The following is a 14,079-nucleotide window of genomic DNA, read 5'->3' on the forward strand; positions in this document are numbered from 1 at the left end:
TCCGGGGCAGTGGGACCCCGACCCGGCCGAGCGTGGCGGGCTCGGGCGGGTTTCGGTGCTCGCGTCAGACCCTGTGGGAGGCTGACCCGCATGAACCGGTTGGCTGGTGCGACCTCGCCATATCGGCTTCAGCGCGCTGACAACCCGGTCGACTGGTGGCCGTGGGGACCGAAGGCGTTCGAGGAAGCGGAACGGCACGATGTTCCCGTTCTGCTGCCAGTTGGATACTCTGCGTGTCACTAGCGGCAGGACGTGTGAGTGGCCAGGCAGTCATGGCCTGGGGTGTGTCAGGGGCGGGAGTCGCGTAGATTCGTACGATGAGGACCTGAACGCAAGTATCGACGCCTGGGTGGAGGCCGAACTGGCCGCTTCGCCCGAGTGGGGGCCCGAGAAGATCGCCAGTATCCGCCAGTACTTGGAGGGCAGCGCACCCGCTGTCGCCGCTGAGGAGTAGGGGGCGCGGAGCCGCAGTCTGCAGCCCACGCCACAGTCAGGATTACGTGGCGGAGTGGCAGGGGGCGGGCCGCCACGGGGCTGCGACACGTCTCCCGATCCGGCAGCAGCCCCGTAGGGTCAGAGTGGCGGTGACGGGAGCGGTCAGCACCCGCCGCCCGTGGCCGAGTGTGAGGACTACAGGGCGGGTGCGCCGAGGGTGATCAGCTACGGCGCGGCCGGGGTAGACCCAGGCGCCGGGGCGGCCGACCGTATCTGGGGGCACTGCGGCTTCATCGGCACTGGCATGTGCATCCCGCCCAAACTCGGGACCTGGGCCCTCTTGCTGACCAACAAGCTCTACTGCACCCGCGACTGCGAGTCGCTGACCAGCATCCGCAACGGCTTCTGCGTACTCGTCTTCAACTGGCCACGCACGCAGAGGGAATGGGTGCGGACTTGGGCGAGCCACGCGTGTTGATCTGCGGAAGCCGCAGCTGGCCGTAGAGGCCGTCCCGACCGCCTGGTGGCCACCGGCGGCGTCTCGGCGGTCTCATCCGGCTGGCCCGCTACTGGTCCGGTTCACAACGTAGCCCCGACCTCAGCAGCACGAGGCGGGCGTGCCTGGAGTTGCGGCATGCGAGGTCGCGCGAAGTGTCAGACCAGGGGCCCAGGACCGGTACGCCAACTTCGCCAAGCACATTCAGTCGTATGCGACCCGGATGCGTACGGCCCTGGACGAGCAGGACAAGGACAAGAGCGTCAAGCTCTGGCAGCAACTCTTCGGTGACGGGTTCAGAGCACCGGCCACGACGGCAGCGGCCTCCCTCGCCAAGGCCGGGCAGCCGGCCTCGGCGGAAGGGGTCACCCGGGCGCCGTCGGAGAGGTTCATCGAGGAGATGGGTGTGCAGTGGACGGGTGGACGCTGGGCCCGGATCGAAGCCCGTGTCGCGAACCCCATCGGCACCGGGTCCGCGGACCTGCGCCGTACCGGCTTCGCCCCCGTCGGCCGGGACATCTACTTCACGGTGAGCACCGACGCCCCGCAGCCGTACGACATCTGGTGGAAGGTCCGCAACCACGGACCGGACGCCGAGAATGCCCACGGTCTACGTGGTCAGATCACACCAGGGCGCGGACCACGGATCCGTGAGCGCACTAGGTATCGGGGTCGGCATTACGTGGAGGTATGGATCGTCAAGGACGGCAAGGTCGTCGCCAGCGATCACCACGACGTAGTGATCCGCTGACGACGCCACGCCATCAGGGTGACGGGCATGAAGCGGGGGCGGCTCCCCACGCGGCTTGTCCCCGGCGAGAACATACAGGTCGGCCCCTGGTTGAAGCTCTGCATCCGGACCGCCTACGACGGGTCTTGGCCGAGCTGCGGGTCGATGCCCAGAGGCCCCCGGTTGCGGACATGCCTTCGCCCACAGGACGTCGGAGGCGCCGAGGGCGTGGGTGATTCCTCGTTGCTCACAGGGCCCCAAGGTCGACCGTGACAGGGAAGGGCGCGGCGGCCTTCACGGTGCCGGTGAACACCTCGCCGTCCCGGTAGGCCCTGTTGGCTGGGTCGAGGACGTAGGTGTAGACGATCGGAACGCCGGTGGCGGACTGCTCGATGCGCCAGTAGAAGGGGATGCCGGCTTTGGCGTATTGGTCCACCTTCACGATCCGGTCGGTGGTCTCTGACCCCGGGGATACGACCTCGACGACCAGGAGTACGTGCTCGGGGCGGGTGGGCGTGAGGTCGATGGTCTCTGCCCGGTACACGGTGACGTCCGGACGGCGGTTGGTGAGCGGCACGTCCTGCAGGCGGACGTCGAAGTCCGTGTCGGCGTTCCAGTCCGGGCCCGCCGCGGCGTCCAGGGCATTGGCCAGGAGCCGAGCCAGCCGGTTGTGCCGCTTCGAGGCGCTCGGGCTCACGACGACCATCCCGTCCACGATCTCAATGCCGGCGCACTGCTCCTCGGACCAGGAGTCGTACTGCTCCGCGCTGATCTGGGTGTGCATCCACGCGGGCGCCACCATCTCGGCGGTCATGGAGTACCTCCTTCGAGGATGCGGTGCTGCTCGACTCAGCGTACTGCCCGCTTCCAGTCGGGCACCGGCTTTGGGCCGGGGCAGAACCTCCAGCGTCCGCAGGGCGACCTGGGCGCAAAAGGGGCGATCCGCATTCACCACGTGATGGCGCATGAGTGCAAATCGGCCAAGTAGGGCGGGGGCTTGCGGGCCGAACCGGCGGGACCGTGCCGGCGTGAGAGGCTGGGCCGTATGAACCGGTTGGCTGGTGTGACCTCGCCTTATCTGCTTCAGCATGCCGATAATCCCGTCGACTGGTGGCCGTGGGGGCCGGAGGCGTTCGAGGAAGCGAAACGGCGCGATGTACCCGTCCTGTTGTCAGTCGGATACTCTGCGTGTCATTGGTGTCATGTCATGGCGCACGAGTCCTTCGAGGACCGGGAGACCGCCGACGCCATGAACGCGCACTTCGTCAGCGTCAAGGTCGACCGCGAGGAGCGTCCCGATGTGGACGCCGTGTACATGGAGGCGGTGCAGGCGGCGACGGGGCAGGGCGGGTGGCCGATGACCGTGTTCCTCACGCCGGACGCCGAGCCGTTCTACTTCGGTACGTACTTCCCGCCTGCGCCCCGGCACGGCACGCCGTCGTTCCGGCAGGTGCTCCAGGGCGTCCACCAGGCCTGGGACGAGCGGCGGGACGAGGTCGGCGAGGTCGCCGGGAAGATCACCCGGGACCTGGCCGACCGGGTGATCTCCTACGGCGACGACCGGTTGCCCGGCGAGGAGGAGCTCGCCCGGGCGCTGCTCGGGCTGACCCGTGAGTACGACCCGCGGCGCGGCGGGTTCGGCGGGGCGCCGAAGTTCCCGCCGTCCATGGTGATCGAGTTCCTGCTGCGGCACCACGCCCGCACCGGCGCCGAGGGTGCCTTGCAGATGGCGCGGGACACTTGCGAGCGGATGGCGCGCGGCGGCATCTACGACCAGCTCGGCGGCGGCTTCGCCCGGTACTCCGTGGACCGGGACTGGGTGGTGCCGCACTTCGAGAAGATGCTCTACGACAATGCGCTGCTCTGCCGGGCGTACGCACACCTGTGGCGGGCCACCGGGTCGGAATTGGCGCGCCGGGTGGCGCTGGAGACCGCGGACTTCATGGTGCGTGAACTGCGCACGACGGAGGGCGGTTTCGCGTCCGCGCTGGACGCCGACAGCGAAGAGGCGGTGTCGCCCGAAGGGCGTCGTCAGAAGGGTGGTGGCGGGCGACGGGAGGGCGGCACGGGCCGGCAGGTCGAGGGCGCGTACTACGTGTGGACTCCGGCGCAGCTGCGGGAGGTCCTCGGGGAGGACGACGCCGCGCTCGCCGTGCGGTACTTCGGGGTGACCGAGGAGGGCACCTTCGAGAAGGGCGCCTCGGTGCTGCAGCTGCCGCAGCGGGACGAGGTGTTCGACGCGCAGCGGATCGACGGCATCAGGGAGCGGCTGCTCGCGGCCCGTGCCGCGCGCCCCGCACCCGGCCGGGACGACAAGGTGGTCGCGGCCTGGAACGGGCTGGCGATCGCCGCCCTCGCCGAGACCGGGGCCTACTTCGGCCGGCCGGACCTGACGGAGGCCGCGGTCGCCGCGGGTGACCTGCTGGTGCGGCTGCACTTCGACGAGCAGGCCCGTATCGCCCGCACCAGCAAGGACGGCCGCGTCGGCGCCAACGCGGGGGTGCTGGAGGACTACGCCGATGTCGCCGAGGGCTTCCTGGCGCTCGCGGCGGTGACCGGTGAGGGGGTGTGGCTGGAGTTCGCCGGGCTGCTGGCCGACCACATCCTGGCCCGTTTCACCGATGACGAGTCGGGTGCTCTGTTCGACACGGCGTCCGATGCGGAGCGGCTGATCCGGCGTCCGCAGGATCCGACCGACAACGCGGCCCCGTCCGGCTGGACGGCCGCCGCGGGCGCGCTGCTGAGCTATGCGGCGCACACCGGTTCCGAGCCTCATCGCACCGCCGCGGAGAGGGCGCTGGGCGTGGTGAAGGCGCTCGGGCCGCGGGTTCCGCGGTTCATCGGGTGGGGGCTCGCGGTCGCCGAGGCGGTGCTGGACGGTCCGCGGGAGATCGCGGTGGTCGGCCCGACGCTGGACGATCCGGCGACAACCGCCCTGCACCGTACGGCACTTCTGGGTACCGCGCCGGGTGCGGTGGTCGCTGTGGGGACTCCGGAGAGCGATGAGTTCCCGTTGCTCGCCGGTCGTCCTCTGGTCGGTGGGGAACCGGCCGCCTATGTCTGCCGCAACTTCACCTGCGACGCGCCGACGACCGATCCTGATCGGCTGCGTACGGCGCTGGGTGGGTGAACGGGTAGCCGGGCAGGTCGAGTTGACGTACGCGGAGGGGACCGGAATCGGTCGATCAGTGACCTGATTCCGGTCAACTCCGGTCTATGTGCGTGCGGTTCCGCAACAAGGTCTTTATCGGAAGTGCCCCCACGTTTCACAATTCCCCCCTAGCCTCTGCACAGTGCCGTGGCGGATGGGGCCGCCATGGAAGCGACGTGCCGTCATGGCGCGGAGGTTTCGGGGGATCCGGGGGGATCTGTTTGTTCACGTCTGTGTTCATCACTGTCATTTCGCTGGCCTTGTTCTGGATGGCCGCGTTCACTCTGTGGTGGCAGATGCACGCCTGGCGCACGCCGGAGGTGCTGGCCTCGACGAGGTTCAGCAGCCCGGACGGCGGCGGGCATCTGTCGTTCTCTCTGCTGCTTCCGGCCCGGCACGAACAGGCCGTGCTTGACCACACCATCCAGCGGTTGCTGGAGTCCAGCCATACCGACTTCGAGATCATCGTGATCGTCGGCCACGACGATCCGGAGACCACCGCGGTCGCCGAGGCGGCGGCCGGCCGGGACCCACGGGTCCGGGTGGTCGTCGACACCCACGAAAAGAAGAACAAACCGAAGGCCATGAACACGGCGCTGCCGCACTGCCGCGGCGATGTCGTCGGGGTCTTCGACGCCGAGGACCAGGTCCACCCGGAGCTCCTCGCCCATGTCGACCACGCCTTCCGCTCCACCGGCGCCGACGTGGTCCAGGGCGGGGTGCAGCTGATCAACTTCCACTCCAGCTGGTACAGCCTGCGCAACTGCCTGGAGTACTTCTTCTGGTTCCGCTCGCGGCTCCACCTGCACGCGCAGAAGGGGTTCATCCCGCTCGGCGGCAACACGGTCTTCGTCCGTACCCCCGTGCTGCGGGAAGCGGACGGCTGGGACCCCGACTGCCTCGCCGAGGACTGCGACCTGGGCGTGCGGCTCTCCAGCGTCGGCAGGAGGGTCGTCGTCGCGTACGACTCCGACATGGTGACCCGCGAGGAGACCCCGGGCTCACTGCTGTCGCTGTTGAAGCAGCGGACCCGCTGGAACCAGGGCTTCCTCCAGGTGTACCGGAAGAAGGACTGGAGGCAACTGCCCACCTTCGGACAGCGGATGCTGGCCCGCTACACGCTGATGACGCCCTTCCTCCAGGCGTTCACCGGCCTGGTCATCCCGCTGAACGTGGCGGTCGCGATCTTCCTCGACGTGCCGGTCGCCGTCGCCTTCATCACCTTCCTGCCGGCCGTCACCGCGCTGGTCACCTTCGTCTTCGAGGTGGTCGGGCTGCACGACTTCGGCAAGCAGTACGGGCTGCGCGTCCGGTTCACGCACTATCTCAAGCTCGTCGTGGGCGGCCCCTTCTACCAGGTGCTCCTCGCCTTTGCCGCCATCCGTGCCGTGTGGCGCGAGCAGCGCGGGCGCACCGACTGGGAGCTGACCACGCATGTCGGCGCGCACCTCGACGCGACGCCCGAAGCGGCCGGTGGCGCCTCGGCCGTGACCGAAGGAGCCGGCACTGCCCGAGAACCCGGCACGACCCGTGATGCCTCCGCCGTGACCCGAGAGGACGTTCCCGCGTGACCTCCACCCTTCCCGCGGTGACCGCTCCGGAGGTCCCCGCGCGGCGCAGACCCGTGCCCGCTCCCGGTCCGGCCGGCCGGGCGGAGCCGCCGAGCCGGCTCCGCTCCTCCCGTGCCGACCTCGTCCTGTGCGGTGTCCTCCTGGTCGCGATCCTCGTCGTCCAGGGCTGGAACATCGCCGACTACCCGACCCTCAGCGACGACGAGGGCACCTATCTCGCCCAGGCCTGGGCCGTCCAGGAGGGCAGGGGCCTCGCCCACTACACCTACTGGTACGACCACCCGCCGCTCGGCTGGATCCAGCTCGCCGTACTGACCTGGATACCGGCGCTGATCAGCCCCGAGTCGATGACCGTCGGCAGCATGCGCGCCGTGATGCTGCTGATCAGCGCCATCAGCGCGGTCCTCGTCTACGTTCTCGGCCGCCGTCTCGCCCTGCCTCGCTGGGCCGCCGCGCTCGGCATGGCGATCTTCGGGCTCTCCCCGCTGTCCGTCGTCCTGCAGCGCGAGATCTTCCTCGACAACCTCGCGGTCATGTGGACGCTGCTCGCCTTCACCCTCGCCGCCTCCCCGAGCCGCCATCTCTGGCACCACTTCGGCGCGGGCGTGGCCGCCGCCGTCGGTGTCCTCACCAAGGAGACGATGCTCGTCGTCCTGCCCGCCCTGTTCATCACCGCCTGGCGGCACAGCCACCAGGACACCCGCAAGTTCGCGCTGACCGGCGCCGTCACGGCCTGCGCGCTGATCGGGTTCTCCTACCCGCTGTTCGCCCTGCTGAAGGGCGAGCTGTTCCCGGGCAGCGGGCATGTCTCCCTGTGGGACGGAGTGGTGTACCAGATGACCCGGCCGGGTTCCGGCTTCATCCTCGACGAGGGTTCCGGCTCCTGGGGCGTGCTCCAGTCCTGGCTGTACTACGACCGCGTCCTGCCCCTCGGCGGCCTCGCGGGCGCACTGCTGCTGCTCGCCACCTGGCGCTGGTCGGTCACCGCCCGCGCGCTGGCCGGACCCGCCCTCACGGTGGCGATCCTGGCGGCGCTGGCCCTGCGCCCGGACGGCTATCTGCCCGCGATGTACATCATCCAGGCGGTGCCCTTCCTCGCCCTCGTCCTGGCCGGCGGCACCGCCAGCGTCGCCCACGCCGTTCTGCGCCGACGGCGCTCCGCGACCGAGCGACGGCCGCTGACCTGGGCCCGCTACGCACTCGCCGGGGCCCTCGCGCTGGCCGCCTGCCTCCATGTCGTCCCCCGCTGGTACGACGGCGCCCGCATCGCCGTCACCACCGAGGCCAACGCCCCGTACGAGGCCGCCTCGACGTGGATGGCCACCGAGGTGGCGGACCCGGCGGGCACCCGGGTGCTGGTCGACGACGCGATGTGGCTGGACCTGGTGCACGCCGGGTACCGGCCCGGCCTCGGCGTCATCTGGTTCTACAAGGCCGACCTCGACCCCGCGGTGACCGACACCCTGCCGAACGGCTGGCGGGACATCGACTACGTGGTCGCCTCGCCGACGGTGCGGCGCGACGCGAAGGACCTGCCCAACGTCCGGCAGGCCATCGAGCACTCCGTGCCGGTCGCCGTGTTCGGCACCGGTCAGGACCGTATCGAGATCCGCAGGGTCGAGACCGCCGGAGGCACCCGATGAGCCAGGAGTCCCTGTCGCCCGGCGAGCTGGGGGACCCGGCACTCGCACCGGTGGAGGTGCCGGAGCCCGGTGCCGTCACCGTCGTCGTGCCCACCTTCAACGAGTCCGCGAACGTACGCCGGCTGCTGCACCAGATCACCGAGTCGGTGCCCGCCCGGCTGCCCTGCGAGGTCGTCTTCGTGGACGACTCCACCGACGACACCCCCGACGTCATCCGGGACGCCGCGAAGGACTGCCCCTTCCCGGTCACCGTCCTGCACCGGGAGGAGGCGGTCGGCGGGCTCGGCGGCGCGGTCGTCGAGGGCATCCGGGCCGCCACGTCGGACTGGGTCGTCGTCATGGACGGCGACTGCCAGCATCCGCCGTCCCTGGTACCGGAGTTGGTGGCGACGGGGGAGCGGGCGAACGCCGGGCTCGTGGTCGCCTCCCGGTACATCGAGGGCGGCAGCCGGGCCGGGCTGGCCGGCAGCTACCGGGTGGCCGTCTCACGCGGGGCGACCTGGCTGACCAAGGCCCTCTTCCCGCGCCGGCTGCACGGCATCAGCGATCCGATGAGCGGCTTCTTCGCCGTCCGCCGCAGCACCGTCACCGCCGATGTCCTGAGGCCCCTCGGCTACAAGATCCTGCTCGAACTCGCCGTCCGCAGCCGCCCCCGCACGGTCGCCGAGGTGCCGTTCGTCTTCCAGGACCGCTTCGCCGGGGAGTCCAAGTCGACCGCGCGGGAGGGCGCGCGGTTCCTGCGGCACCTCGCCGGGCTGCGTACCGCGTCCCCGCTCGCCCGCATGGTCGTCTTCGGACTGATCGGGCTGACCGGCTTCGTCCCCAACCTGGCCGCGCTGTGGGCGCTCACCGAGGCCGGGCTGCACTATCTGCCGGCCGAGATCGTCGCCAACCAGTTCGGTGTGGCCTGGAACTTCCTGCTGATCGAGCAGCTGCTGTTCCGCGACCGGCGCCGGCACCGGCACTGGGCCGACCGCACCGCCCGGTTCGCGCTGCTCGCCAATGCCGACCTGGTGCTGCGCCTTCCGCTGATCGCACTGCTGGTCGCCCAGTTCGGCATGGCGGCACTGCCCGCCACCGCGCTGGCCCTCGTGATCACCTTCGTCCTGCGTTTCGCGGGGACCGAAGCGCTGGTGTACCTCCCGAGCCGGAGCCGCAAGGCAAGGAGTGCCGCATGAGAACATCCGGAAATCCGCTGAAGTCCAGACGCACCACGGCCCTCCTGGCCGTCGGTGCCCTCACCACCGGTCTTCTCCTGACCGCACCGCAGCCCGCGTCCGCCGCCAACCTGATCCTGAACCCCGGCTTCGAGACCGCCGGCACCGGCGACATGCCGTACTGCTGGGAGAAGTCAGGCTGGGGCGACAACGACTTCACCTTCACCACCACCGCCGACGCCCGCACCGGCTCCAAGGCCATGAAGGTCGAGCTGACCCGCCGGGTCGACGGCGACCGCAAGGCGCTGATCACCGAGTCCGCCGCCTGCGCGCCCGTGGTGACCCCGGGCAAGCAGTACGACCTCGGGCTCTGGTACAAGACGACCACCCCGGACGCGGCCATCACCCTGTTCCGGCACGACACCACGGCCGGCTGGCAGTACTGGACCGACCTCAAGACGCTGGACATGGCGGCCGCCTGGACCGAGGCCACCGTCCGCACCCCCGAGGTCCCGGCCGGCACCGACCGCATCTCCTGGGGCGTCTCCGTCTACGGCACCGGCTCCGCCACCACCGACGACTACATGATGGAGCAGGTCGCCGAGCCGGTCCCGGAACCCGGCTGCACGGGCACCGCCGAGGAGTGCGCCGACGGCGCCTGGGAGGTACTGGCCACCCAGAACCCGGTCCGCTCCATGCACTCGGTGGTGCTCCACAACGGCAAGGTGCTGCTGATCGCCGGCTCCGGCAACGACCCGGAGATGTTCGAGGCGGGCACCTTCACCAGCGCCGTCTACGACCCGGCGAACGGCACCTACAAGGTCATTCCGACCCCGGACGACATGTTCTGCGCCGGGCACGTCCAGCTCAAGGACGGCCGGGTGCTGGTGATGAGCGGCAACAAGGGCTACCCGTCGGCCGACGGCACCATCGGCTACCAGGGCTACAAGGACTCGTACATCTTCGACCCGGCGACCGAGTCGTACACGAAGACCAACGACATGAACGACGGTCACTGGTACCCGTCGGCGACCCTCCTCGGCAACGGTGACGTGATCAGCTTCGGCGGTCTGCGCGAGGACTCCACCGGCTCGGTCACCGCCGAGCGGTGGTCGGACGCCGAGCAGCAGTGGCTGCCCCTGTGGAGGGTCAACCAGACCTGGTCCTACTGGGGCCTGTACCCGTCGATGATCCTGATGCAGGACGGCCGCCTCTTCTACTCCGGCAGCCATGTCTTCGGCAACAACATCCCCGGCACCGGCTCAGCGATCTACGACTACGACGCCAACACCATCACCCAGGTCCCCGGCCTGCGGAACAAGGACGAGCGGGACCAGTCGGCGAGCGTGCTGCTGCCCCCGGCGCAGGACCAGAAGGTCCTCACCCTCGGCGGCGGCAACATCGACTCCAACCCCGACGCGGGCCGGCTCACCGACATCATCGACCTGAAGCAGCCGAACCCGGCCTACGTCGCCGGCCCGCCGATCCCGCAGGGCACCGTCGACTACGGCAACGGCCCGGTGCCGCAGACCGGTGACCAGGGCAAGATGTACGTCTCCGCGGTCCTGCTGCCCGACGGCAAGGTGCTGGAGACGGGAGGCGCGCTGCACAACCGGGCCGACCCGGTGTTCGAGACGTCGGTCTTCGACCCGGCGTCGGAGACGTTCGACCCGGTGGCGGTCGACCCGGAGGCGCGCGGCTACCACTCCTCCGCGTTCCTGCTGCCCGACGGCCGCGTGATGACCACCGGCGACAACCCGGGCAACGGCTCCTGGAACCACAACGTGTCGATCTACAGCCCGCCTTATCTCTTCAAGGGCGAGCGTCCGGTGATCACCTCGGTCATCGACACCGAGTGGACCTACGGCGACACCCAGCGGATCACCGTCGACCGCCCCGTCGCCAAGGCGGAGTTGATCCGCCCCGCCGCCGTCACCCACTCCTCCGACCCCAACCAGCGGTTCGTGGACCTGCCGCTGTCCGTCGACGGGAACACCGTCGACCTGAACGTGACGAGCAACCCCGACCTGGCCCCGCCCGGCTGGTACATGCTGTTCGCGGTCGACGCCAACGGCATTCCCTCGGTGGCGAAGTGGGTGCACCTCCAGGGCCCGCAGGCCCTCACCGCGAAGGACGCCTCCGCCCATGTCCACGGCTTCGCCGAGGCCCCGGAGGGCAAGGTGACGGGGGCGGGCAAGAAGCGCACCGCACAGCCGGTCGCCCCGGCCGTCTCCGGCTGCGACCGCCACTACGGCTCGGCCAACGTCTGCGTCCCGACGGTGTTTCCGGACGAGGTGAAGCCGACCACGCTCGCCCGCTGCACCTGGCTGAAGGACCACGACTACGGCCCGCTGAGGGTCAACGGCAAGGACGACCCGCTGAAGCTGGACCGCAACCGCGACGGCACGGCCTGCGGCACGAAGGATTACCGGGTGCGCTGAGGAACCGCCCCGAAGGGGCGCGGGGAACCGCGCGACCGGCCACCACGGTCCCGCGGTTCCCCACGGCGCTCCCCCGACGGCGCTCGGGCAGGCGGAGCCCGCCCGCGTCAGGGTCGCTCCGAGCGCGACGCGACCGCCCGCTCCACGATCGCGACGAGTTGCTCGTGGTGCGCGCCCTTCCAGTACACCCGTCCGCACTCACGGCACTGCGCGAACACGTCGTAGTTCCGGTGCGTGCCGCCCCGCAACTGGTCGGCGACCTCGTCCTTGCCGGCCTCGCGCAGCAGCCCGTTGCAGGCGGTGCAGCGCGTCCACGGCCGCAGCTCGGGATCGAACCGGTCCAGTACGTAAGAGAGTTGTTCCTCCGGCCGTGTGCTGTACACGAACGCCCCCGCCCACAGCTCCCGCCGCCGCAGCAGCCCCCGGTCACGGCTGAGCATCACCCGCTGTTCCGCCGCCGACCGCGCGGCCAGCGCCGGGTCACCGATGTCCGTCGACTCGTACCCCGTGTCCACACCCAGCAGCCGCAGCCGGCGGGCGAGCGTGCCGAGGTGCACGTCGAGCAGGAACCGCAGGGGAGCGCCCGGCACCCGCTGGGGGTGGGTGTGCGAGCGTACGGTCACCGACTCGCCCGCGGCCGGGACATGGCCGGCCGGCACCTCACGGCCGTCCACGAGCAGCGTGCCGACCTCGGTCAGCGGGACTCCGAGCGACTCGACGACATGGCCGAGGCTGGAGACGCCGTCGGTGGTGACCTTCGTGGCGCCGGTGGGCCGTGCCCGGGGGACGAAGAGCAGCAGCTCGGGGTCGAACGCGACATGGATCTCGGGACCGTTCACCCGGCCAAGGATGTCATGTCCGGGTTCCGGGGCCGCGGGATTTCCCGGTGGGCAGGCCGTGCTCGACCACGTCGAGGCCCGGTCGACGAGGGCGGTGAGATCGTCGGCGCCCGGCCGTGTCCGGCCCCGTGGCGCGAGGCCTCCGGCAGGGCGCCGGCCGGTGCCGTCGCGCGGACCCGCGCCTCCGGGCCGGCGCCGATCGAGCCCGGCGCGCGCGGCGATGGCCTCGGCGCGCAGGCGGCCGGCGGCCGTCAGCCGCGCCGGCATCCGGGACGGCACCGCGGGCACTCCGGCCGTCAGCCGCGCCCGCGACCGTGTCCCGTACGGCGGCTCGGTCATCGCGCGGGTGACGGCGCCGCGCGCCCCGGACCGAGGCCGGTGAGGGTGCTCCGGCGGCCGCGCGGCGAGTTCCGTGTTCTTCCGCTCGCGGAGCCGCGCGCGGCGGGCCGGCGGGGGCGCGAGGGGAACGTGCGGCCTTCATGCCCCCTCACGCGCGGCCATCGGCCCCCTCGGCTGCCGCTGCCGCGCGGGCGCGAGAGGGCACGAGAGAGGCCGCGGCGCCGATGCCGCGGCCTTGTCGTGGGGGGCGGCCCCGGGGTGGCTCTCCCCGTGCGCCGGAGGGTGGCTCTGTGCGTGCGCTAGTACGCCACCAGGGAGATTCCCACGTAGTGGGCGATGAAGGCGGCCAGGGTGAACGAGTGGAAGACCTCGTGGAAGCCGAACCAGCGGGGGGAGGGGTTGGGTTTCTTCAGGGCGTAGATGACCCCGCCGGCGCTGTAGAGCACGCCGCCCACGACGACCAGGACGAGCACGGCGATGCCGCCCGCGCGCATGAAGTCCGGGAGGAAGAAGACGGCCGCCCAGCCCATCGCGATGTAGCAGGGCGTGTAGAGCCAGCGGGGGGCGCCGACCCAGAAGACCCGGAAGGCTATGCCGGCGGCCGCCGCCGCCCAGATGCCCCACAGCAGCCACTGCCCCTTGGAGTCCGGCAGCAGCAGGATGGTCAGCGGGGTGTAGGTGCCCGCGATGATCAGGAAGATGTTGGCGTGGTCGAGACGGCGCAGCACCCTGTCCATGCGGGGGCTCCAGTCGCCCCGGTGGTACAGCGCGCTCACGCCGAACAGCAGGCAGGCGGTCAGGGCGTAGATCCCGCAGGCCAGGCGGCCGCGGGGTGAGTCGGCGAAGGCGGTGAGGGCCAGACCGGCGACCAGGGCGGCGGGGAACATGCCGAGGTGCAGCCAGCCGCGCAGCTTGGGTTTGACGGGGTGCGGCAGGGAGGTCGCCACCGGGCCGCGGCCGTCGGCCGGGGGCTCAGCGGGGGCGTCGGGGACGAGCGCAGTCATGTCTCGCATCGTACCTACGCAACCGTAAGTTACGGATCCCCGTGGAGCATTGACTCCGCGAAGTGGCCATCGTCTCACGCCGCCCCGTGCACCTGTCACGCAAAGAAAGTGTCATGTCTACCCAACGTGAGGGCAAAACCGCACGAAAGGCCGTGGTCAGCGTCACGTTGCTCACCTGTGCGGTCCTCTGGACAGATGGGCGCTCACGTCGGATGATCAAATGAGTGCGGTCGACACCGGATGAGCGCCCCACGCACCACCGTGAAGCATCCG

General features: G+C 70.6%; 10 protein-coding genes and 1 pseudogene. 8 read left to right on the forward strand and 3 right to left on the reverse strand.

Annotated features, from left to right (window positions below):
• Window positions 1–90 precede the first annotated feature (90 nt).
• The 3 genes and pseudogenes from ACIF9R_RS02355 to ACIF9R_RS02365 form a co-directional block, all read left to right on the forward strand.
• A pseudogene (locus ACIF9R_RS02355) lies at window positions 91–240 on the forward strand (DUF255 domain-containing protein); the annotation flags it as partial.
• A gap of 373 nt (window positions 241–613) precedes the next feature.
• Window positions 614–913: a hypothetical protein gene (locus ACIF9R_RS02360; RefSeq protein ID WP_399973154.1), complete on the forward strand. Its 300-nt coding sequence runs from the start codon at window positions 614–616 to the stop codon at window positions 911–913.
• A gap of 241 nt (window positions 914–1,154) precedes the next feature.
• Window positions 1,155–1,682, forward strand: coding sequence for a hypothetical protein (locus ACIF9R_RS02365; protein ID WP_399973156.1), 528 nt, complete (start codon window positions 1,155–1,157; stop codon window positions 1,680–1,682).
• A 226-nt stretch (window positions 1,683–1,908) separates the two neighbouring features.
• Here ACIF9R_RS02365 and ACIF9R_RS02370 read toward each other — a convergent pair whose 3' ends face one another.
• Complete coding sequence (locus ACIF9R_RS02370; protein WP_399973159.1) at window positions 1,909–2,475, reverse strand: Uma2 family endonuclease; 567 nt, start codon at window positions 2,473–2,475, stop codon at window positions 1,909–1,911.
• Between the two features lie 231 nt (window positions 2,476–2,706).
• On the opposite strand from ACIF9R_RS02370, the gene ACIF9R_RS02375 reads away from it, so the two are divergent.
• From ACIF9R_RS02375 to ACIF9R_RS02395, 5 genes are all read left to right on the forward strand, one after another.
• Window positions 2,707–4,791 (forward strand): thioredoxin domain-containing protein, encoded by a 2,085-nt coding sequence (locus tag ACIF9R_RS02375; RefSeq protein WP_399973162.1) that lies wholly within the window; start codon window positions 2,707–2,709, stop codon window positions 4,789–4,791.
• Between the two features lie 242 nt (window positions 4,792–5,033).
• Complete coding sequence (locus tag ACIF9R_RS02380; RefSeq protein WP_399973165.1) at window positions 5,034–6,383, forward strand: glycosyltransferase; 1,350 nt, start codon at window positions 5,034–5,036, stop codon at window positions 6,381–6,383.
• Window positions 6,380–8,026: an ArnT family glycosyltransferase gene (locus ACIF9R_RS02385; RefSeq protein ID WP_399973167.1), complete on the forward strand. Its 1,647-nt coding sequence runs from the start codon at window positions 6,380–6,382 to the stop codon at window positions 8,024–8,026. Before ACIF9R_RS02380 ends, ACIF9R_RS02385 begins: the two co-directional genes overlap by 4 nt.
• Window positions 8,023–9,204: a glycosyltransferase gene (locus tag ACIF9R_RS02390; RefSeq protein WP_399973170.1), complete on the forward strand. Its 1,182-nt coding sequence runs from the start codon at window positions 8,023–8,025 to the stop codon at window positions 9,202–9,204. Before ACIF9R_RS02385 ends, ACIF9R_RS02390 begins: the two co-directional genes overlap by 4 nt.
• On the forward strand, window positions 9,201–11,624 hold the full coding sequence (locus ACIF9R_RS02395; protein WP_399973173.1) for a galactose oxidase-like domain-containing protein: 2,424 nt from the start codon (window positions 9,201–9,203) through the stop codon (window positions 11,622–11,624). The genes ACIF9R_RS02390 and ACIF9R_RS02395 overlap by 4 nt, the downstream gene beginning before the upstream one ends.
• A 107-nt stretch (window positions 11,625–11,731) precedes the next feature.
• On the opposite strand, the gene ACIF9R_RS02400 is transcribed toward ACIF9R_RS02395, so the two are convergent.
• Both ACIF9R_RS02400 and ACIF9R_RS02405 read right to left on the reverse strand, forming a co-directional pair.
• Window positions 11,732–12,463, reverse strand: a complete 732-nt coding sequence (locus ACIF9R_RS02400; protein ID WP_399973175.1) for a Mut7-C RNAse domain-containing protein — start codon at window positions 12,461–12,463, stop codon at window positions 11,732–11,734.
• Between the two features lie 638 nt (window positions 12,464–13,101).
• Window positions 13,102–13,806, reverse strand: a complete 705-nt coding sequence (locus ACIF9R_RS02405) for a hemolysin III family protein (RefSeq protein ID WP_399973178.1) — start codon at window positions 13,804–13,806, stop codon at window positions 13,102–13,104.
• Window positions 13,807–14,079: the final 273 nt, after the last annotated feature.

The organism is Streptomyces sp. NPDC086080 (assembly GCF_044540255.1).
Taxonomy (GTDB): domain Bacteria; phylum Actinomycetota; class Actinomycetes; order Streptomycetales; family Streptomycetaceae; genus Streptomyces.